Source organism: Neobacillus sp. 19 (assembly GCF_049463095.1).
Taxonomy (GTDB): Bacteria; Bacillota; Bacilli; order Bacillales; family Cytobacillaceae; genus Neobacillus.
On record NZ_JBMPZU010000011.1, the window covers coordinates 44,671 to 66,432 of the forward strand.

Here is a 21,762-nt window from a genome sequence, read left to right on the forward strand (position 1 = left end):
ATTGATGTCCATTCCAAATAATAAGTTACTAACTATTTACCAACCTAATATTCTTTCTGGTGAAAATGGAGTTAGAATTCAAGCTGAATTCGAAATTAATGGAACGATCGATGTACTATGGTATGAGGTAGAATCAAAATATGGACAATACCTTACCTATGAAAGATTAGATGGCTTTCTAGTTGGTTTATTATTGTATGCTCTTAAAAACGAACATGATATACAGATACTAGGACCAGTTTCAGAAAGTCTATTTTTTCAGTTAAAGAAATATGTAATACCCTTAATTTCGCAGGTCTATGGTTATAAGCCAATAAACATCATATGCGATAATTTAGTATCTGGGAACTTGGAGAGTTTGAATGCTGTAGGAACAGGCTTATCATGTGGTATTGATTCATTTAGCACAGTATATGAAAATATGGTTAATGAAGATATAGAAAAGTTTAAAATAACTCACTTTACTTTATTTAATGTGGGTTCACATCGAGACTTTGGAGGAAAGGAGGCAGAGAATCTTTTTTTTGAACGAGCGATCATGGCAAGAAAATGTGCTGATGAATTAGGTAAAGAATTTATTAGTGTGAATAGTAATATTAGTGAAATATTACAATTGGAATTTCAACCTACACATTCATTTAGAAGTATTTCGGCTGTATTAGTTCTTCAAAAATTATTTGGGGTATATTACTATTCCTCATCATATCATGCAAAGCACTTTAAATTAAGTAATAAAGACTCAGCTTATTACGATATCTTTAATATGAGTATGCTGTCAACTGAAAATTCAAAGTTTTATTCAACATGTCCAACTGCTACTAGAGTAGAGAAAACCAGAATGGTAGCAAAATATGTTCCTTCGCATAAATATTTGAACGTTTGTGTACATGATGGCTTCAATTGTGGAAAATGTTTTAAGTGTACAAGAACGCTTCTGACATTGGAGATTATAGGGGAATTGGATAAATTCTCCCACTTATTTAATATAGAGGCATATGAAAGTGTTAGAAAGAAATATATAGCAAAGATTATAGCTTATAGAGATAAAGATATATTTAACCAGGAGATTTCCAATGAGATTTTAAAAACAAATTTTAGAATACCTATCTATTCCAAATTTGCTGCCTTCTATCTCAAAATAAGGGATTTTATAAAATAATAGCTATGGAATTAAACGGTTAACTATCAACTTACGAAATTTGGGGTCAACCCAACTCAACTTAATACTGGTGCCTGTGGTCAAGCCCCCAATTTATAGACATTATTAAAATACGACATTATGCTAATTTTTGGTAATTATGATAGTAATCTTTAGGAGAAATGAATCCAAGTTTTTGTTGGATTCGTTTCTCATTGTAATATCGAAGATATCTTTTTAAATCTTCCTCAAAGGAAGGAAGTTTTACCTCGTAGAAGCAAGGAAACTCTGTTTTAAGTTGAGAAAAGAAGCTCTCAATTACGGCGTTATCCCAACAGTTAGCCTTTCGGGACATACTGGGAGTGAACTTTAATTTCTTCGCTAGTTTATTATGCTCGAAGGATCGGTAAACACTTCCTTGATCACTATGGATTATAACGCCCTCTAAAGATTTTAATTTTCTTCCTTTTTGAGCAGCTTGAATTGTAGTTTTAATAAGCTCCTTGTTGGGACTGGAGCTAACCTGTACAGCAAGTAATTCACGGTTAAATAAATCCATTAACGCTGAAATGTAATACTTCTTATCCTCTATCCAAACCTCTGTCATATCCGTCACCCATTTTTGATTTGGGTGAGTGGCTTCGAAGTCCCGATTCAGGAGGTTTTCATAGACATAACCAGCAGCCTTTCCTTTGGATTCTTTGGAAGTCTTTGGACGTCGTACAGTTGCTTTAAGATTTGATTCTCTCATGATGCGAGCTACTTTTTTTTGGTTAACAAGCGTTCCCTTGGCAGATAAATACTTGTTGATTCGTTTTGCGCCGTAGGTGCCTTGGTGAAGAGAGTAGACCCTTTTTATCTTGGTCAGTAACTCACGGTCTTTAGCTGATACCTGAGCTTTTGGTCTTCTAAGATAGGCATAATAGCCACTTGGAGAAACTCCTAGGATAGAACAAAGAAGGCGAACTGAATAATCCTTCCTCAAGTACGTAATAGCCTCAAATATCTTGCTTATTCGTTCTCCTTGAGAAAGGCCTGGAACTTTTTTAATATCTCATTCTCAATTCTTTTTCTTTTAGTTTTTTCTCTAACTCTTTCACTTTTTGACTATTATTTTTAGATTGAGGTGATTGGTGTGAATTAGGATTCTTAAGCCCGTCCTCGCCGTTCTCTTTATATAAATTAACCCACCGGTTTACAGTATCACGGTGTAGGCCTAAATCGTCTGCCACTTCTATAACTGATTTCTTTCCATCTAGAATCTTTTGTATTGCTTCTATCTTAATTTCGACACTTGTATGTTTTTTGGCCATTCTAGTTGTCCCCCTAAGATGCAGATATGTCGTGTTTTAATCTATACTATATGTCCATTATAAGGGGGTCAACCACTGTCACCGCCCGGATTTTGTCGAAGGTTGATAGGTTTTTAGATAGGTAGAAAATGATAGGAGATGCAACTGAACATTGAGCCTTATACATAAAAGAAAAAGAGAATCGACTATCAAGTAATCGATTCTCTTTAATATTACGCAATCAATCCAAAGCTTAAGTCGAGTAAATCTTTTTCTACGTCTTTTATCGTAGCACCCGATTCAATCTTTTTTATTATTTCTTGAACTGCGGGGGATATTGGCAAATTTTTTTCTGTGAATAATCGTTTTAAGTAATCTAACAGGTCAACTTTATTATCTTCCCGCATAGCTCTGCTGATTAAATCGCTGTAGATCCTTGTATGATCTTTACCGGCTGGTCCCTGTATTATTATGCCCGCATTATAAATTTTTTCGTTTTTAATATGCGATGGTGCCATTTTTACATCTCCCTTTCATTGTATGTCTAGGTAAAAGATAACATATTTAAAATACTAATGTATAATTTTATGAATTTCTGAATTTCGGTGTAAGACCCCCACTCGGCTAAAGTTTAAAGCGGTAAAGCAGTAGCAGTATAGTCAAGCTCGAACTAGATCAAAGTAATTGTAAATAATAAAGCCGCTGCTTATTAAGGTAGAGGAATTTTTATGATGATTGAGGCATGAAACAACTCTACCAATGCTGTAAAACTACTTAATATTGCTAGTGTTGCTTTTCTTTGAGTAATAAAATATGTGACACCATCTAGAATTATTTCCTGATTACGATTTTATCTAAAAACGTCTTGGTTTTCTTCTTGTGTGACTTCTTACAGATCGACCATTCCGAAAATGTCCTCTAACGTATACAGTACCGTTATTCGAATAAATATTAAAATATAGAAATAACCCTGAAATAAAAATTCCAATTATAATTAAATAAAGTAATAAGAATAGTAGTAGATAAAATGAAAGGGCCGCATTAACAAAAAGTAATAGACAAATTAAAGTTAAAGCAAGCTGGCGTAGAATCGGAGTTTGTTCAGGAATTATTGATGTAACTTGAATGCCAATAATGATTGATAGTATAATGCCAAAAGTTGTAATTATAATGGCAGCAATCAAAAGGTAACTTTCATTAGTACCAGCTGTTAATAAATGAAAGGAATTTTTTAATATAGATTCAATTTCTGAGAATTGTTTAATCTTAAATCGTGAAAGACACTTGATTCCAATATATGTACAAATAGAACTAATAAAGTACCACCAGATTAAGCTAAAAATTTTCATTATCATCTCCTCCACTAAAAATATATGCGTCAAGCCGCTTCGTTTATCCCACCTTTTTCCTATATGAAATTATTTTATCCTCAAAGCCAAAAATAGGAGTGCTGAAAATAACCTTTCGAGAAATTCCGGGGTCAGCCCCCAACTCATTAATTTTCTTTTACATATATGTTCGTGGTAAAATTCACATAAATTATCTTTTGTGGAGGGGGAAATTAAATGAGTAGGGTAATTTTAACAAGTGATCAACAGGCCAAGCGTATGAAGCTTGAGGAATTATTGGGATTATTAAAGGATGATGTAGAGAAGAACGAAATTTCACAATTCGGGTGCCTGTCACCACCCGAAATAGCTCGGATTTTGTCGAAGGTTGATGGGTGATTACAGCCAAGAGATTTTACCACCCTTGCCATCCTTTTTACCACTGTTTGCCAAGGAATTTACCGGTCTACGCCAACACATTTACCAATGGATAGAAATGCCCTACAGATTAACCAAATAGGTATCTTATAGTGGTTTTATTTTTGATTAATTACTTAGAGTGGTTACTGAAGTAATCGAAGATTATCTTCCTAGATCCTTCATTAGATTTCCGTGCCTGTCACGCCCCGAATAATCTTGTTTCACGAATATGTTCCACATTGGCCCGAAGGATTGACAGCTAGTCAACCGCTGTCAACACCCTAATCTCGGGTCATAATACCGGTGCCTGTCACCGCCCGTATTTTGTCGAGATTTGTAGTTATTTCACAACTCTTGTTCTTTTAATGCTTACAGCCATGTTGCGGTGTTTGTCAAGAAATTTGTCGTATTTTACTTTCAAAAATCTTTCAAAATCCTACCGCGCTAACATAAATGAATACAATATAATATTATACACATTTGCGAAGTTATCCATGCTACACAAACGGTAGCAGGTTAGTTGAATATAGAATGGATGAATATTCCATTCTTTTTCAATGGAAGCCCAGAATATATGCTAGAATGAAGTTGAATTAAAATACAAGTTTTAAGCGAAAGGATGCTGCAAATGTCTGAGGAACTGTTTGATTTTGAGGAAATTGACTTTACGAAAAGTATGCATTATGAAGTGAACCTCACCAAAATCGAAAGGGAAGTCCTGAGTTATCCCAAAAATTCTGGTGCCTGTCACCACCCGGATTTTGTCGAAGATTGGTAGGTTTTTATATTTATAGAAGATGATAGGTCGGAGTTGCTGCTGAATGTTGTTAGGGAGGTTGGTTGTCGCTCTTTTTCCTTTTGATGCCGCCCGATTTTTGTCGAAGGATTTTATTAGTAATAGATAAGGAGAGTCAGTCATTTAGTGAAAATGATTGCCGCAAATAAAATACGGCGGCCCAAGAAAATAAAGGCGATGTGATAAGACCGCCACTTCTGGAACACTGTGCTTGTTTCTATTTAAATCTCGCAAAAACTTGCCCTACTTCTTGACCAGTAATTTTTTTGCAATGACCACCAGCTCGAACATACATATCAGGCCCGTACCAGCAAGGATCATCGCCACATTTAATTTCTAAAACCAAGACAGAATTGCCTTTATAATGCATCTTTGAAACAATATTTGATTTTAGATTATCAGGGAGGGGTGAGTTACTTATTTTATCTGCTATAAAAGATATATATTGGTCTAAGCTTACATTTTTTAATTTGGCTTCTCTTTCTAAACCTACTATACCGAAATCTCCAATCCTTGAAGCAGTGATATTATCTAATTTTTCAATTCTTTGGGTATGTTCTTCACGATCGGTCACACCTATGAATAACCATCCTACTCTATTCTTACCTAAGTTTGCCAGGGCAGCAATATTATGAGTGATCTTTTCAAAACTGTTCTCATCAAGTTGTCTTTCTATTGCTAGTGTATAAAATCCCTGCTTAAAGTCATAAAAGGCTGGCTCAACCTTTGATAATCTTAAATAGTTCTCAAAATCAATTGAAAGAGTTCCGATGCTTCTGAGTGTTTGTTTTGCTTTTCTAAAGTGATCTTGGAATTTGCGGTGCCTGTCACAGTGATTACAGCCAAGAGATTTTACCACCCTTGCCATCTTTTTTACCACTGTTCGCCAAGGAATTTACCAGGCTACGCCAACACACTTACCAATGAATAGAAAACCCCTACAGATTAACCATCTAGGCATCTTGTAGGGCTTTTAGTGTTGATTAATTACTGAGAGTGGTTACTGAAGTAATCGAAGATTATCTTTCTAGATCCTTCATAAATATCTTGATCAGTCCAGCTATAAGGATGAGGTTCCTCCCCGTATATCTCTAAAAGCTTTTCTTTTAGTTCCTTTGGGAAAGGGACCCAGCATTTGAAACCCACCCAAAATTCTGGTGCCTGTCACCACCCGAATTTTGTCGAAGATTGATAGGTTTTTAGATAGATAGAAAATGATAGAATAGAGTTGCAACTGAATATTGTGAGGGTGGCCGGGTTGTCGATCTTCTTTTCCTTTATTAGGGAGGGAGGTGATACTCCTGGAAACTTTTCTTGTAATTCTTCGAGAAGTGCTGAAAGGGATTCTGCGTGAAACAAGCGCATATTTCTATCGAAAAAACGTTCTAGAAAACAAGAAAACCGCCCCGCGCCGTCACAAGCAAAAGGGTGGTTCTCATAAATAACCTACTTTGACAACCACCACCCTGACGGTAGAGGTTGCAAGGAGAAGTGTTGACGCACTTCTCTTTTTTATTATATATCCATTATAAACAAAAATATTCCGATTTAAAAGGGAAAACTCCATAATCCCGGTGCCTGTCACCGCCACCGCCCGAGTGAATATCGGTCCACTGTCACCACCCAAATTTTGTCGAAGATTGGTAGGTTTTTATATTTGTAGAAAATGATAGAATAGAGTTGCAACTGAATATTGTGAGGGTGGCCGGTTGTTGATCTTCTTTTCCTTTAATAGGGAAGGGGGTGATATATCTGGAAACTTTTCTTGAAATATTGCGAGAAATTCTAAAAGGAATTTTGCGTGAAGTTAGCGCTTATTTCTTTCGGAAAAACATCTTAGAAACAAGAAAACCGCCCCGCGCCGTCACAAGCAAAAGGGTGGTTCTCATAAATAACCTACTTTGACAACCACCACCCTGACGGTAGAGGTTGCAAGGAGAAGTGTTGACGCACTTCTCTTTTTTATTATATATCCATTATACAGTAAAGTATTCATGGTGAGAAGCAAATGAATTGTAGCATAAAAATTCGGGTGTCTGTCACCACTCGAAATCACTCGGATTTTGTCGAAGGTTGATGGGTTTTCATTTTGATAGAAAGTGATAAGATGGAGGTGTGAATATTTCGCAATAGCCTTTTTGAGCTTTCTTTTAATCCTTTCTATTTAAACTGTTTTTTCCCCCTCATTTTATTTTTATTCCCATTATATTTCTTGCAACCTAGATAAAGTCAAAATAAATGGTGTTTCATAAGGCTATTTTGGAGGTTGTTTTATGACAAAAAAGGTAACAAGTATCGGTTTGAAAGGGATGGAAGGTTATCGTGTACAAGTGGAGGTGAGGATTCGACAAGGCACAGAATCAATGGTGATTGTTGGCCTGCCGGATGCTTCTGTAAAAGAATCAAAGGAGAGAGTTGTTGCTGCAATTAGCCATTTTGATATGGATGTAACGGATCAAAAGGTGGTGGTTAATTTGTCACCGGCGGAACAGAAGAAAAATGGACCGCTGTTTGATTTGGCGATAGCGATTGCTGCTTTAAAGGAACTCAATGTAATCAAGGCGGAAATACCTTTGGACATTGCCTTTATTGGTGCCTTATCCCTTGATGGTGAGGTAGTAAAAGCCGAGGGAATGCTTCCGGCATTGGTTTCGGCAAAGTCGCTGGGGATAAAGAAGGTGTATTTTCCCTATGATTCACAAGTACCGATTCATATGCTGCAAGGGGTAGAGTGCATTGTGGTGCACCATATTGAGGAAGTTGTGCAACATCTAGAAGGACAAGAAAGTCTATTACTGCATCCCAGATTAACCCGAGAGGATTGCATCTCCAACCTTCCAGCCCCTCAGCAAAAGGATTTCTGTCATGTGATAGGGCACGAACAGGCAAAACGAGCTTTAGAGATTGCCGCTGCCGGCGAACATAATGTACTTATGAGCGGTCCGCCGGGATGTGGGAAAAGCTTGCTTGCTGAAACCTTTCCATCCATTCTACCCCCGCTTACCAATCAAGCCCAGTTAGAAGTGCTCAGCCTTTACCAGCTTGCTGGAGAAAATAGAATGTCAACCAACATGGTACCATATCGACATCCACACCATTCCGCATCTTCTGTAGCCATCATTGGCGGCGGTTCAACTCCTCGACCGGGAGAAATATCACTAGCACACCATGGTGTATTGTTTTTAGATGAAATAGCTGAGTTTACAAAAAAGACACTTGATATGCTCAGGCAACCCCTTGAATCAGGCAAAGTAACGATTAGTAGAGCACATTCAACGATAACCTATCCATCATCCTTTATCTTGATTGGGGCAATGAACCCATGCCCTTGTGGATATCTTAGTTCTAATCGTCAGTATTGCACCTGTTCACAAAAACAAATTCACACTTACCGAAATCGTTTATCAGGACCAGTCTACGACCGACTTGATATTTTGTTATCCTTAAAGTCGGTTAATTTGGACCAACCATCGAAACAGTCAGAAAGCTCAGAGGAAATAAGAAATCGTGTGGAAACTGCAAGGCAGTTACAGTATCAACGTTACAGAGCGGAATATACAAATGCAAAAGTGCCCTTTGAAATCATGACAGAGGTCAGCCCCTTAATGAGTGATCAGAGAAAAATGCTAAACAATCTTGCTGCAAAACAAAATTGGAGTAATCGCGTCCAAATTAAAATTATTCGACTGGCTAGAACGATCTCAGACCTGGCTAGTGAAAACATGATAACTGATCATGCGATTTGGGAAGCGATGACCTTAAGACGCTGGGGAATGCATAAACAACAAACGATGGCGAGGGAAACCTAATGTCACGTCCAAAAAGAGTATGGGTTCCCGACTGTTATTATCATATCGTTTGCAGAGGCAATCGCCGTGACCCGCTTTTTCGTAACGCCAGTGATTTTCAAGCGTTTCTTCATATCCTCCATCAACTTCATGAAAAGTACCCTTTTGAAATGGCCTCGTATTGTTTAATGAACAATCATTATCATCTGCAAATGAAATCAGAGGAGTATCCGTTATCAAAGCTTATGTCACAGGTTAATAAACGGTTCGCGAATTACTATAATACCAAATACCGGTTAACCGGTCATGTGTTTGAAAAACGCTATTACGACAAAATTATTGAAGATAAACAGGGAATGCTTGAGGTTAGCCGTTATATTCATTTAAATCCTATAGAGGCAAAAATGACACGGAAGCCCGAACATTATCCATGGAGCAGCTTTTATTTATATAAGTACGTACCTTCCGTACTGCCTTGTTTTATGAATATCAGTAGCTTGCTGGATTATTACGAGGGAACACTGGCTCAAAAAAGAGAGAAATATTGTCAGAGTTTATTTGTTTGAGGATGCCTAGACACCGCTTTTAGAACAGTAAAGCGTGAGGTCTTAGCAGTGGGGAATAATAATTGAGTTACACAATTAAATGGAAAAATTGACAGAATCGAAAAAACGGTAACTTCTCATCCAGACTGTGTCTATGGTCTAGGAAAGAAGTCAACAGTCATGATAAAATAAAAAGAAAAAATGTAGGTGACTGTATGAATTGGTGTGAACGCTGTGAAAGAAATGAAGCAAAAGTTCATCTCAAAATGGAGGCGACTAGTATGCATCTATGTACGAATTGCTATAACCAACTTATGGCTGAGGAACTTGAAGTTGATTTGGATCAGCTGCTTGAATCTTTTGCAATGAAAGACGGTCAAGGCGTTAGTCGAACCTTTTATGTGGAACGCCGAGTAAATCCAATTGGAATATATTTAGAAGCAGTAGAAAACATAGAATTTGGTTACAAATTTGCTGTCCATGGTGAATTAAAAAGTAACCAACAAGAACTTCTTAGCAAATTAATGGAAAAGGTAAGAAAAGGTATCAGAGAGCAACAGGTTGAAACCGGCGTTTTCCCTAATGGCCAAGAATACAATACTGTTATTAATGATCAACTCAAAGGTCTTATAGAGTATGATGCATCTTCCGAAGGCACCCCACTTGTGATTAATACCGGTGCCTGTCACCACCCGAATTTTGTCGAAGATTGATAGGTTTTTATATTTGCGGAAAATGATAGAATAGGGTTGCAACTGAATATTGTTAGGGTGGTTGGTTGTCGCTCTTCTTTCCTTTTCGGGGAGGAGGTGATAATCATGGAAACATTTCTTGAAATGCTACGAGAAATTCTGAAAGGAGTCATGCGGGAAACCGCTGCTTTTATCTTTCGGAAAAACATTCTAGAAAACAAGAAAACCGCCCTACGCCGTCGTAAGCAAAAGGGTGGTTCTCGCAAATAACTAACTATGACAACCATCACCCTGACGGTAGAGGTTGCAAGAGAGAAGAGTTAGCAGCTCTTCTCTCTTTATTATATATCCATTATAAACAAAAATATTCCAAATTAAAAGGGATAACTCCACAATCAGTTATCTGTAGAATGCCATGACTGGGGCCAGTGAATTTCGGTTCACTGTCAATAAGATACCTGTCACCACCATTCTATATTGAGTTCGCGAGTACCGTCACTGCTACACTAAGTATGACTGTGCCAAGTATTATTGAAATATAAAGTAGGTTCTTTTTCATTTTCTTCTTTCTCAGTACCTCTTCAGGTGTGTTCCACATACTTTTTGACATCAAAAAATTCCCCTTTTTCATTTGATGGTAGCTGGCTGGCATGTCCAATGACAGAAGCCCCTATAGCTTTGCGTCGTCACCTTTCAGTGAGTTTGCCTTTAAAAAAGTATTATATATTAAACTTCAGATGTCTGTCACGGCTCGATAATTTTTTATCGAGAGCAGCGGCAAACCCCTAGCTTATGCCTTGAGTGCTTCTAAAGGCAATTTCGAATTTGTGATTCTAAAAATAAAACAACATATATAGAAATAATAAAGCTGTTTATTTAATTCGGGTGCCTGTCACCACGTGGATTTTATGGAAGATTGATTGGAATCGTTAGATAAGGATGACCCATTTGGTTTAAATGAGGAAATAAAAATGTTGATTTTTAAATGTATCGATTGTGGTGAAGAGGACGAGGTTCCTGAATATGTAGTTGAAGAGTTTCATTTTGATTTGGAAGAAAATGAAGAAGTGGAAGTGGTCTGTCCTTTTTGTAATGGCACTATATGTCGAGCGAGGAATATCCCAAGTGAATAAGCTTCACTTGGGACGTGGATTAAGTCGCGTTAGCGATTTTGTACGATATACTCTTTATTTTACTTTTGATACCTGAACCTTGATTTTATCTTCACGAGAATTAATATTAGTAATTCGTATCTCGTATTTACTGGCTGCTTGATAGACGAATTGGTCACCTGTCGAATAACTTTTTCTTTTATCAGAATCATAGCCGGTTGATCCAACTGTTATGTCTGCCGTGTTTAGCCCAATATAACTAACTGAAACATAGACTTCATTATTCAAGTAATTCACTGTTTGATTCAATGCGATTTCGCTTTCTTGATAGGTTGGAGCGGTTGAAGATGGACTTTCCAAAGAAGTGCCTTTATTGTTGCTATTTTTTATTTGAAGTTCCTCTTCCTTTTGTTGTAATTGCTTTTTAGCCATATTTAATTGTTCGGTCAATGTTGCATTTTCAGAATCACTATTCTTTAATTTCACATTTACCTCATCGTTTGCCTTTTTGCTAAGTTTTATTTGGTCGTTAAGGATTTCATTTTCACTCTTATACTTGAGATTTTCTTTTTTATAATAACTTACCTGATTGATTAATTCGGAATCTGATGGCGTGCTATTACTTCCAATAGGAAACCCGAGAGCGAAACCAAAACTCAATACTGTAATCGTGTAACTCCAGAGCCCCAATCTACTATCTAAACTAATTCTTTTCTTTTTAGGTCTTTCTTTTGCAACGGTATTTTTATCGTCTACTTTTCTAGTAGATACAGAAAATGCCTTCAACTTACCCGGGTTATTAGTGGGCAGCTTTCTTTTGAAATCATCACTCATATTTTACACCTTTATTAAAAATTACTTGTAGTAATATTCTTCAAACAACTATGGGAATATCATACAGATGATACTATATTACCATTTCAAAGGGATTCATAATATGTTTATTTGATATAAGACTAAATTTTTGTCATCACGCTAACTCATGTAAAATCTGATCATAAAAAGAGCTAAGCACCCCCTAACTCGTTCCGTTTCCTAATGATACTAACTTGTGACAATTTCTGCTGCAAATTATGAACACTTTTTAACATTCCTGTAAAAATAGAGGAGAAAGAGCTGGCCTTTAAAGAATAAATGAAGTATTTCAATAAAGGTGGTTTTTCAATGGCTAAAATGATGGCTAAAACGATGATTCTGCAAAAAGGGGAACGGGATTATATTAATGGTGTTGTCCAAGCAATTATGGATTGTGATGTCTCAAACGAACACTGGCTATTGGATTATGACGGGGTGTTAAAGTACAAAGCCTGTAAAGTGATTGATGCTGCATTAGAGGCTCAAATTAATAGCGGTAAAATCAAGGCAAGATGTTATTTCGGGGAATTTCTGATCAGAAATTTCCACTATAAGGCCGGTGGTACCGATGATTTGTCCAAACAGTGGGCCAAGAAAGCGGTAAAAGCTGTTATTTCACATGGTAAAAAAACAGCTTTAGCGGTTTATGGTAGATAGGCGGAATAAACATGGTCTACAAGGGAGCCTGTGAGGATAAACAGTCACTCATAAAAAATAGCAGGTTAATGTTAATATTTTGTAGTCTAATAAAAGGGAGTGAAATAAATGCTTTTCAAAGGTAAGGAACAGATAATTAGGGATGTCATTTATTTGGCGGAATCTTGGAAAAACCTCCATGATTCATCAGGATTTGAGGGTAGCAGTCTGAAAGAAATACGAGAATTTGAAGCAACACCCACGGGTAGAAAGATCCAAGCTGCAGAAGACGCATTATACAGTTACATGATGGCTTTAAGTGTGGAGGATGTGAAAATGCTCAAGGCTATCATGTACCTTGGCCGGGACCGTGATTACGATAAATCCCTTTCTCCTTTTGAAATATATAACGACTATTTTGAGTACATTGGGAAAGGCGGTTGGAAGAGTAAAGAAATTGGAGTAAATCAAATGACTGAAAAAATGCCATTGGCTAATTATTTAAAGAGCGGTTTAAACATTCTTGAGGTTGTAATTTAATAATCATACTAGGTGTAGCCTTTCTGGAGGCTGCACCTTAATTTTTTCGGCCCAGCCTTTAACAAGTTAACTAAAATAAACTACAGGCTCTCAACTTTTTTAAGTTTTTTGGTACAGGTTTCAACATTCTTTTTAGACATTTACCCAGAAGAATCCTTTATTGAAGCACACTGAGGTTACTTTCAATTAAACATTTGATTGGTGGCGGAAATATGGGGAAATGATAGAATCATGAAGGTTCGCGTGAAGTAAGTCAAATTGTACAAATATTTGGGCCATTATCTGTAAATTTCCCTGGCAATTCTCGACAATTTCCTTATCGATTTTGCAGGGGAAATCCTAATAGATTGCTATTTAGCTGCTGTTTCAATCAAATGTTTGCATAAGATAGCATATACGGAATTTGGTCGAAAGGATGTCGATTCGTGAAAATAAGGATTCAAATCTATTCCGTACCTTATTTTTATTACACCATTCAGCAATTTTTTTACCGTTTTAGCTAAAGAAAGGTGTATCTATCTAGGTTTGTAGCCGTTTTAATTAAACGTTTGTTTGATAGCGGAATTGGAGGAGAAAGGTCGAGGCGTGTCTGATTGCGGAATAAATGAAGATATTTCAATAGAAATGTAAAAGCATCGGCAAACGCCAATGCTTTGAATCCTTTTCATCAATAGGTGTTTTATCTAGATTCTTAGGGGTAATCGTGAATGATGCCACTATTTTAGTTTAGGCCGACTCTTTTAAAAATTAATAGATATAATTGCTTTTGCAAACTTTCTCCTTACGAACTGAATTTATCGGCAGCATATAATCCATTATGCGCGTTTCTTTGGCCCTTTCCTATGACCTTTCTTTGGACTTTTCGTAAATGTTAGCGGCTTTTTTTCTTCATCGGTCATTATTTTCTTAAATTGTTCGGCGGTTTGCAGTTTATGGTTGAACGAATAAAGATTCGAAGGAACAATAATAATTAAACCATTCTTAAACTCTATTCGGGCTTTTCGATTTAATATACTTGTTCTTAAAATAAGATCCGGATTAAACCAGATGGCGTCTGGACGCTTTGCAGATTTATTTGGAAAAACACAAATCATATGTATAGGATTAACCATTACAGGGCACATATGTTTATCGCAAAGCAGCATTTTGGAGGTTTCCATTGCTCCACTTAAATTAAAACCAATACATCTGATACTATCATCGAGAATTTCTAAAGGGGACCTGTCTACAATAATCACTCTGTTTATTTCCGTTACGATGGTACAAAGCTTTCCGTTCCGATCATGCTGTCCAACCATATACATAAAATCCTTATTAATGATGTACTTTTCTACGCTAATCATTGATTCATCTCCCTTTAACGGTTTTAGGTTACGATCTTCCAGTAATACAAGTTGTTTGGAAACGTGTAACCCCATGCAGCCATACGTTCTAAAATTAGGATACGCCATTCTTTGGGTGGATCTTTAAACTTTTCTCAACATTCCCTGCTCACTCCTTGAGTTAGATATTATTTTTAAAAGAAATAAGCTGCTACCAAGAAGATAAAAGCCACTTCCTATTAAAGCGGTTTCAAATCATTTCGCGAGATCATCATGATGTTATCGGAAGGTTTATTGCAGCATAGGGTGTGTACACTTAGTGATGGTTACGGAACTGTTATTATGGCTGGTACATTAATACTATCTGTATATGTAAAATATTATTAAATATGGTATTATTACCCTCTAATATTATTATACAATACTTTTGGCCTATATATGAAGGATAAAGTAAGAAAATCGCTAAAATTCAAGACAGTTCGTGACAAATATATGACAGCTTTCGATTACTTTCATCAAATATTATTCACTGAAATTTAGTTTTGGGATGGCTAGTATAATATTGTGAAATTATGAACAAATAAAGAGTCAAGAAGAGGCTAATCTAAGAAGTTTTTTGTATGTATTGGATTATTCAACTTTATTCTACGGTGGCTGAAATATGTATGAAATCTGAGGAGTTCGATCTTAAAGAGCTGGACCCCATATACGTGTTGATTGGTGCATGTATTGGAATATGTATATATTGCAAAAAGGATGGTCTGAGAACGGTTGACGATGTTTATTCTTCATTCGTCTCCACTAGGGTAATAATCTTTCGCATATCTTTTATATTTAGTGCTTCGGCAATCCGCTCGATATGGTTAAAATTAATATTTTTCCTTTGTTGGTTCCCCAACTCATTCAGTGCTTCGGGACGTACATCTGCTAGGCGGGATAATTCCCTCATTGATATATTATGCTCTTCAATTAATTCATGAAGCATTACCTTAACCTTAGTTCCCATAGCGCCCGAATCACCTCATTTCAAATCATCTCTAATGAAAAGCTATCATATAGAAATAACTGAGGTGGGACGCTTAAGCGTCTCATTTTTGGTTGATTATGTTGAAAAGATAAAACTCTTCTGGAATAGTGATCGTTTGGACTAAATGTTGTCAAAAGGGGGGGATTAGTAAAGCCAATTTTTATTAATCAGAGTGCAGATTTCGCCATTATTTTTTGGCTGTTGGAAGGAAAGTTCATGATTGGAGCGGGATAAGGTTCATTTCAATCAAATGTTTAAGTAATAGCGGAACGATGGGGAATAGATAGAATTATGTATGATCACGTGAAACTAGTTAAAATGTGCAAGTTTATGGGGGGTTATCTGTACATTTCATTTATGTATCTCGACAATATTCTTTTCGCATTAGCTGAGAAAATACTTATAGATTCATACTTTGCTGTTGTTTCAAACAAATGTTTGAATAGTATAGCATATAAGGAATTAGGTCGAATGGATGTCGCTTAAAGAAGAAAATTTTATATTTGCCGTAATTCAATAAGAAACTATCATAAAATGCGAAAAATGCCTCCAAAATTGAATTTTGGAGGCATTTTTGATGTTTTAAGGGTCAAAAACGCCCTCAAATGTAAAATTGACGAGTTCGATTCTTTCTCTCAAACCCACTATCGTAGAGGTGCCGGAAACGGAAACATAGCGGTGAAAGGGTGGCTTAAGATGATGAATTTGAAATCAGGCAAGATAGAGGGCTTTGAACAGTTTTCCCAATTTGAGAGTTTACAAGAGTTTAATCAACATATGGAATGGTGGCTGCTGGATCATAAGAAGGATTTTTCAAAGGGGGAGCTAGTCGGCTTAAAGCGGCTGGTTCGTTTTGCTGCGAAAATCCCTGGGGTGTGCAATGCGAAGATAGGCACGATGTTAAAAGTGATCCATCAAGAGTACAGGAATAATGGCATTTCTCGTTCGACATTTAAACGGATGATTCTGAAGGCGAAGGATGTAGGGATTTTCACGGTCTATGAAACGGAGCGCACAAACGGCTCCCAATCAAGTAATCTCTATGTGTTCAATCGTTTTCCGGTAAATGAACTACCTAAACAACAAACAATGAACCACCCAATAGAAACTATTAATCTTTTAAAAACTGAAAAAGATCAAAAGATAAAAAAACGTATAGAGGAACCGTCTCCATTGGACCATACCTTTGTGAGCGACCGTGTACCAAAGCCTTTTGCAGAATTTGTTACATGTTTCTTCGACGATGCTAAATTAATCGAAGACTATTGGCGTATGGTTCATATTCTTGCGTTTGATTATAAACTGCACCAAGAAACGGATGTCATTGTTCCAATCGCCATCGATGCGTTCCGGCAATTAATTCGAAAACTAAAACTTACAAACGTTGTTAGAAAGCCCATTGCCTACTTTTACGGGATCTTAAAAGAGAAGTTCTATGTGTATTATGATGGCAGACTAAATGAAATGCGTGCAGAAGGACTAATTGATGATAAACCATTTCTTCATAATGTTAATGGAGAAACCTTTGAATGGAATTGGTTGCACGGGGAAAGTCCGAAGAAGGTTCATACGCTTCAAGGTAATGAAGAACGGGGACGGATTGTGTATCTATAATTTGTTGTGTAAATGTGAAACCAGTAGTAAATTTTCCATTCTAACTTTTTGTAATATTGAATTTCAAACCCGCATATCATTAGTTAAACGTTTTCGTAAAACGCTTTCGTAAAACGTTCAACTATAAAAATGAGGTAAAGGAAATGAAAACAACGATTAAAGACATTGCCATGAGAGCAAATGTATCAATTACTACAGTATCAAGGGTTATAAACCAAAAGACAGATGGTATGAGTGAAACTACTCGGCGGAGGGTTTTGGAGATTATTCAAGAAATGAATTATCACCCAAATAAAATTGCCAGGAGTATGATTACGAAACGTACTAATACAATAGGGCTCATTATACCGGATATACGAAATCCATTTTTCCCAGAACTAGTTAGAGGTGTGGAAGATGTAGCAAAAAAATACCATTATAATGTCTTTCTATGTAATACAGATGAAGATATTGAAAGAGAAGAAAGCTCACTAAGACTTTTGAGGGAAAATCATGTGGATGGGATTGTTTTTGCTAATTCCTATACCTCGAAAGATAGAATGTCTCAAGGACTAGTTTATAAACCTACTACACCCATCGTGCTTATTGATCGTGGATTGGATGATGAAATGTTTAGTAGTGTGTATGTTGACAATGAAAAAGCGGGATATCTGGGAACAAAACATTTAATTGATTTGCAACATGTGAAAATTGGGTGTATTACAGGTCCGGGCTATACTCAAAATACTCAGTATCGCCTTAACGGTTATTTAAAAGCGCTTGAAGAAGCATCTATCCCCATTAACAAGGACCTTATTTTATCAGGAGATTTTAGAATGGAGGGTGGATATCATGCAGCAAAAATATTATTGAATAGAGAAAATGTTACAGCCATATTTGCACATAACGATTTAATGGCCTTTGGTGTTTATCAGGCTGCCTCCGAATTGGGGGTGAATATCCCTGGTGATTTATCAGTCGTTGGTATTGACAATATTAAATACAATCAGTTATTAAATCCAGGGCTTACAACTATTGAGCAGTCCGTATATAAAATGGGAGAAACTGCAGCACAAATATTATTCGAACAGATTGAAGAGGGTGGGGAATCACAGAGAGTAAAGGTTAATATGGAACCTACACTTATCGTTCGCAACAGTACAAAAGGGTTACCTTCAATGTGTTGAAACAAGGTTTATCATTCAAAAAAATTCTAAGGAGATTATTATGAGAAAACCAATTATATTCGATTGTGATCCAGGGCATGATGATGCAATCGCATTATTACTAGCACTTTCATCGGAACAATTAGATGTAAAATTAATTACTACGGCCGCTGGTAACCAAACACAGGATAAAACGATACTTAATGCACGAAAGCTTTTAAGTTTTATAGGGGTCCATCATGTCGAAATAGCAAGAGGTGCTGAGAAACCAATCGTTCGTGAATTAATCATTGCTGATAATATTCATGGGGAAACAGGATTAGATGGCGCAGACCTTGGAGTACCGATAGTGGAGGAAAGTAATCGTTCAGCATTAGAGGCAATGCGGAGCATACTATTAAATGCCGAAGGAAAAATGACAATCATTGCAACAGGTCCACTCACCAATGTGGCTATCTTGTTCCTAGCCTATCCAGAATTAAAAGAAAAAATAGAGTGTATTTCGTTAATGGGCGGATGTGGATTCGGCGGCAATTGGACACCGGCTGCTGAATTTAATATCTATGTTGATCCAGAAGCAGCAGATATAGTATTCCGTTCGGGTGTACCCATTATAATGAGCGGATTAGATGTTACTCATAAAGCCCAAATTCTTAAAGAAGATATTGAACGAATTCGTCGTATTGATAACAAAACAAGTAGAGTTATAGCATCCTTACTAGACTTCTTTTCTGAAAATTCCCCTCCATACTACTTGTCTAAAGAGCCCCATATAAAAACGGCACATTTGCATGATCCGTGTGCAGTAGCATATTTAATTGACCAAACTTTATTTCAAGGGATTGATTGTTATGTTGGCATCGAGACGAGTGGAAGATTGACAACGGGCTGTACTGTCGTTGACATTAATCGAAGATCTGGGATGGAAAGTAACGTCAAATTTCTATTTGATATTGACCGTGAGCGTTTTATAGATAGGATTGTTTCAGCGATTAAGTATTTTCGATAATCCAAATAATAGTTTTGGATTCATTTAAGGAGAATGAAATCGTGATAAGGAATAAGAATGAACGACCAAGAATTTGAGGTGGACTAATTGGAAAAGATCCTCGTTGTAGGCAGCCTAAATATGGACCTTGTAACATACGTTCCACATCTACCTAAAGCTGGTGAGACTATTGATAGTGTAAAGTATCGGGAAAACCCAGGCGGTAAAGGTGCTAACCAAGCTGTAGCTGCTGCAAGGCTAGGTGGTGATGTAACGATGATTGGTAAGGTAGGTTTAGATAATTATGGTGATACGTTAATTGCGAATTTGAAACAAGTGGGGGTTTCTAGTTTAGGAATAAAGCAAGAAGGCAAAACAGGGTTGGCCTTTATTAGTGTTAGTGAGGATGGAGAGAATCATATTGTTTTAGTGGGTGGTGCCAACAAGGAATTGAAGCGTTCAGACATATCGGGAATGAAAGAACTAATCAAAGAAAGCAATATGATCATCATGCAACTTGAGATACCACTTGATGCTGTAGTGTACGTTCTAGATCTAGCTGTGAGGTATGGAAAAAAGGTCATATTAAATCCAGCACCTGCACAAAGCTTGCCAATTGATGTTCTTAGAAACGTAGATGTGTTGATACTAAATGAAATAGAATTACAAATGTTAACTGACGGTTTGGCCCTGACTAATCAAGAAATCATTAGTAGGGGACAACATTTGAAATCCTTAGGCGTGAATAAGATTATTGTTACTATGGGTGATAGAGGATCGTATCTTATTAATGATGAAGAAGAAGTTCATATCCCTCCATATAAAATAAATCCTGTTGATAGTACAGCTGCTGGTGATGCTTACATAGCTGCATTTGCTGTTGGAAAATCAAAAGGAATGGTGGATAGTGAAGCAGCCAGTTTCGCAAGTAAAGTAGCAGCTATTGTTGTGACGAGGGAGGGTGCACAACCATCCTTACCCACATTGGAAGAAGTAAATGGGTTTCGTTGTTTCCGTTAAATGTAAGTATAGGTGTGGGGGAAATTATCCTATTCATATAAAAGGAACAAATAGATTACTACTAATTTTTTGAGGAGGCTCTATAATGGTGCCAAAAAAAGTAGGAAAGCAAATGAAATGGTTTACCTGTATTTTCGTTATTCTTATGTTAATGGCGGGATGTGCTAAAGATCAACAACCAAAAGATTCAGGAGAGGCAGCGCCAGCCAAAAAAGAAGTTAAGACGATTCATTTTCTTGCCCATTCTAACTACGAAGCCCCTCTCAAAAAAGTCATAGAGGAATTTGAAAAGGAAAATCCAGATATTAAGGTTGAAATGGAGTTAGCACCTTTTAGCCAATTAATGGAGAGTATCGAAATTAAATTGGGCTCGAAAGCAAGTGATACCGATTTAATTTTCGTGGATTCTCCTCTAGTCGTTAATTATTCGGTCAAAGGGTATCTTGAGCCGCTTGATAAATTGCTTGAATCAGAGTCAAAGAAAAAGTGGGTAAAATCCGCTTTGGATACTGTAACTTATAAAAATCAAATAATGGCTGCACCAATGAATAATTCTAGTCAAGTGCTTTTCTACAATAAAGATATTCTAACAGAAAAAGGAATTCCACTTCCAAAAGAGGATGAGAGGCTTACGTGGGAAGAAGTGATCGAAAAGGCAAAACAGCTAACTTATAATGATGGTCAACAACAAGTATTTGGATTTTCCTTAGATCGTGTGGATACTTCTTTTCAATTCCTGCCACTGGCACAGGGCTTAGGTGCATCCATGCTTAGTGAAGATGGTTTAACGACAGAAGGCTTTACAAATTCTCCTAAGGCAATGAAAGCATTCACGTTCTATTCTGATTTATACAATAAGTGGAAAGTAAGTCCTAAAATCAATCAAGAAGAGTCCTTAGACTACTTTATTTCTGGAAAAGTAGCTATGTTTTTAGGATTAAGTCACAACTTGCCTAAATTAGTAGATTCCAAACTTAATTTTGGGGTTACATTATTTCCATACTTTAAAGATGGGGAAGTAGCAACACCTACGGGTTCTTGGAATATCGGTATTTCTAAATTTTCAAAAAATAAAAAGGAAGCCGCTAAGTTCCTAGAATATTTAACAGTAGGAAAAGGTGCAGAAACTATGTTTGAAGTAGGCGGAACACTCCCTGTCCATATTGATTTGTTAGATAAAATATTTAAAGACCCTATGTATAACGAATTTCCAAAGATCGTGATTAAAATGTCTGCAGAAGAATCTAGAACTACAGCCACCCCTCGCCCGAAAACACCTGGCTATTTGGAGTGGGATACAAATGTAAGTAAGGCACTTAAGGAAATAAAAAATGGAACGGATCCAGAGGCTGCGCTAGATGAAACTGTTAGAATCATAGACAATTTATTAAAGAAATACAAAGGTTTGTAAAGAATAGGGTAATTTTAATCAATTTTTACATTCCGCACATGATATATATGTAGAGTACTATTTTCAGCATTAACAAGAGATCTAATTGTTGTG

Annotated in this window: 22 protein-coding genes and 1 riboswitch; of the genes, 15 read left to right on the plus strand and 7 right to left on the minus strand. The window is 36.7% G+C overall.

The window, feature by feature from the left end:
- Window positions 1-4 precede the first annotated feature (4 nt).
- Window positions 5-1,159 (plus strand): hypothetical protein, encoded by a 1,155-nt coding sequence (locus ACO1D1_RS02400; protein ID WP_423334788.1) that lies wholly within the window; start codon window positions 5-7, stop codon window positions 1,157-1,159.
- Window positions 1,160-1,277: 118 nt separating this feature from the next.
- On the opposite strand, the gene ACO1D1_RS02405 is transcribed toward ACO1D1_RS02400, so the two are convergent.
- The 3 genes from ACO1D1_RS02405 to ACO1D1_RS02415 form a co-directional block, all read right to left on the minus strand.
- Entirely contained in the window at window positions 1,278-2,189 is a 912-nt protein-coding gene (locus tag ACO1D1_RS02405; protein WP_423334883.1) for an IS3 family transposase, read from the minus strand.
- Entirely contained in the window at window positions 2,185-2,451 is a 267-nt protein-coding gene (locus tag ACO1D1_RS02410; protein ID WP_423334789.1) for a transposase, read from the minus strand. The genes ACO1D1_RS02405 and ACO1D1_RS02410 overlap by 5 nt, the downstream gene beginning before the upstream one ends.
- 212 nt (window positions 2,452-2,663) lie before the next feature.
- Window positions 2,664-2,948, minus strand: coding sequence for a hypothetical protein (locus ACO1D1_RS02415; RefSeq protein ID WP_423334790.1), 285 nt, complete (start codon window positions 2,946-2,948; stop codon window positions 2,664-2,666).
- A 1,047-nt stretch (window positions 2,949-3,995) separates the two neighbouring features.
- Here ACO1D1_RS02415 and ACO1D1_RS02420 point away from each other — a divergent pair.
- Complete coding sequence (locus ACO1D1_RS02420) at window positions 3,996-4,157, plus strand: hypothetical protein (protein ID WP_423334791.1); 162 nt, start codon at window positions 3,996-3,998, stop codon at window positions 4,155-4,157.
- Window positions 4,158-4,806: 649 nt separating this feature from the next.
- The gene (locus ACO1D1_RS02425; protein WP_423334792.1) at window positions 4,807-4,956 is read left to right on the plus strand and encodes a hypothetical protein; all 150 of its coding nucleotides are present in this window, start codon (window positions 4,807-4,809) and stop codon (window positions 4,954-4,956) included.
- 235 nt (window positions 4,957-5,191) lie between these two features.
- On the opposite strand, the gene ACO1D1_RS02430 is transcribed toward ACO1D1_RS02425, so the two are convergent.
- Window positions 5,192-5,854, minus strand: coding sequence for a helix-turn-helix domain-containing protein (locus ACO1D1_RS02430; protein ID WP_423334793.1), 663 nt, complete (start codon window positions 5,852-5,854; stop codon window positions 5,192-5,194).
- A 1,393-nt stretch (window positions 5,855-7,247) separates the two neighbouring features.
- On the opposite strand from ACO1D1_RS02430, the gene ACO1D1_RS02435 reads away from it, so the two are divergent.
- The 5 genes from ACO1D1_RS02435 (at window position 7,248) to ACO1D1_RS02455 (ending at window position 11,132) form a co-directional block, all read left to right on the plus strand.
- On the plus strand, window positions 7,248-8,783 hold the full coding sequence (locus ACO1D1_RS02435; protein ID WP_423334794.1) for a YifB family Mg chelatase-like AAA ATPase: 1,536 nt from the start codon (window positions 7,248-7,250) through the stop codon (window positions 8,781-8,783).
- Window positions 8,783-9,328, plus strand: coding sequence for an REP-associated tyrosine transposase (locus ACO1D1_RS02440; protein ID WP_423334795.1), 546 nt, complete (start codon window positions 8,783-8,785; stop codon window positions 9,326-9,328). The genes ACO1D1_RS02435 and ACO1D1_RS02440 overlap by 1 nt, the downstream gene beginning before the upstream one ends.
- A gap of 194 nt (window positions 9,329-9,522) precedes the next feature.
- A complete protein-coding gene (locus tag ACO1D1_RS02445) occupies window positions 9,523-10,020 on the plus strand; it encodes a DUF7686 domain-containing protein (protein ID WP_423334796.1) in 498 nt (165 codons plus the stop codon).
- Window positions 10,021-10,125: 105 nt separating this feature from the next.
- Window positions 10,126-10,269, plus strand: a complete 144-nt coding sequence (locus ACO1D1_RS02450; RefSeq protein ID WP_190284760.1) for a hypothetical protein — start codon at window positions 10,126-10,128, stop codon at window positions 10,267-10,269.
- A gap of 363 nt (window positions 10,270-10,632) precedes the next feature.
- Window positions 10,633-10,716, minus strand: a riboswitch (cyclic di-GMP riboswitch).
- A gap of 203 nt (window positions 10,717-10,919) precedes the next feature.
- On the plus strand, window positions 10,920-11,132 hold the full coding sequence (locus ACO1D1_RS02455; RefSeq protein WP_423334797.1) for a hypothetical protein: 213 nt from the start codon (window positions 10,920-10,922) through the stop codon (window positions 11,130-11,132).
- A gap of 54 nt (window positions 11,133-11,186) precedes the next feature.
- On the opposite strand, the gene ACO1D1_RS02460 is transcribed toward ACO1D1_RS02455, so the two are convergent.
- Window positions 11,187-11,945 carry a hypothetical protein gene (locus ACO1D1_RS02460; RefSeq protein WP_423334798.1) on the minus strand — a complete coding sequence of 253 codons (759 nt, stop codon included), beginning with the start codon at window positions 11,943-11,945 and terminating at the stop codon, window positions 11,187-11,189.
- A 330-nt stretch (window positions 11,946-12,275) separates the two neighbouring features.
- Here ACO1D1_RS02460 and ACO1D1_RS02465 point away from each other — a divergent pair, with 330 nt between their 5' ends.
- Both ACO1D1_RS02465 and ACO1D1_RS02470 read left to right on the plus strand, forming a co-directional pair.
- Window positions 12,276-12,623: a hypothetical protein gene (locus tag ACO1D1_RS02465; RefSeq protein WP_423334799.1), complete on the plus strand. Its 348-nt coding sequence runs from the start codon at window positions 12,276-12,278 to the stop codon at window positions 12,621-12,623.
- 108 nt (window positions 12,624-12,731) lie between these two features.
- Entirely contained in the window at window positions 12,732-13,142 is a 411-nt protein-coding gene (locus tag ACO1D1_RS02470) for a hypothetical protein (protein WP_423334800.1), read from the plus strand.
- 815 nt (window positions 13,143-13,957) lie between these two features.
- Here ACO1D1_RS02470 and ACO1D1_RS02475 read toward each other — a convergent pair.
- Window positions 13,958-14,593 (minus strand): competence protein ComK, encoded by a 636-nt coding sequence (locus tag ACO1D1_RS02475; RefSeq protein ID WP_423334801.1) that lies wholly within the window; start codon window positions 14,591-14,593, stop codon window positions 13,958-13,960.
- Between the two features lie 652 nt (window positions 14,594-15,245).
- Complete coding sequence (locus tag ACO1D1_RS02480; RefSeq protein WP_423334802.1) at window positions 15,246-15,470, minus strand: helix-turn-helix domain-containing protein; 225 nt, start codon at window positions 15,468-15,470, stop codon at window positions 15,246-15,248.
- Window positions 15,471-16,187: 717 nt separating this feature from the next.
- Here ACO1D1_RS02480 and ACO1D1_RS02485 point away from each other — a divergent pair.
- The 5 genes from ACO1D1_RS02485 to ACO1D1_RS02505 all read left to right on the plus strand — a co-directional run bounded on the left by ACO1D1_RS02485 (window position 16,188) and on the right by ACO1D1_RS02505 (window position 21,669).
- On the plus strand, window positions 16,188-17,105 hold the full coding sequence (locus tag ACO1D1_RS02485) for a hypothetical protein (RefSeq protein ID WP_423334803.1): 918 nt from the start codon (window positions 16,188-16,190) through the stop codon (window positions 17,103-17,105).
- Window positions 17,106-17,248: 143 nt separating this feature from the next.
- Window positions 17,249-18,271 (plus strand): LacI family DNA-binding transcriptional regulator, encoded by a 1,023-nt coding sequence (locus ACO1D1_RS02490; RefSeq protein WP_423334804.1) that lies wholly within the window; start codon window positions 17,249-17,251, stop codon window positions 18,269-18,271.
- Between the two features lie 40 nt (window positions 18,272-18,311).
- Window positions 18,312-19,259 (plus strand): nucleoside hydrolase, encoded by a 948-nt coding sequence (locus ACO1D1_RS02495; protein WP_423334805.1) that lies wholly within the window; start codon window positions 18,312-18,314, stop codon window positions 19,257-19,259.
- 87 nt (window positions 19,260-19,346) lie between these two features.
- Window positions 19,347-20,258 carry a ribokinase gene (gene rbsK, locus ACO1D1_RS02500; protein ID WP_423334806.1) on the plus strand — a complete coding sequence of 304 codons (912 nt, stop codon included), beginning with the start codon at window positions 19,347-19,349 and terminating at the stop codon, window positions 20,256-20,258.
- Window positions 20,259-20,343: 85 nt separating this feature from the next.
- Entirely contained in the window at window positions 20,344-21,669 is a 1,326-nt protein-coding gene (locus tag ACO1D1_RS02505) for an ABC transporter substrate-binding protein (protein ID WP_423334807.1), read from the plus strand.
- Window positions 21,670-21,762 lie beyond the last annotated feature (93 nt).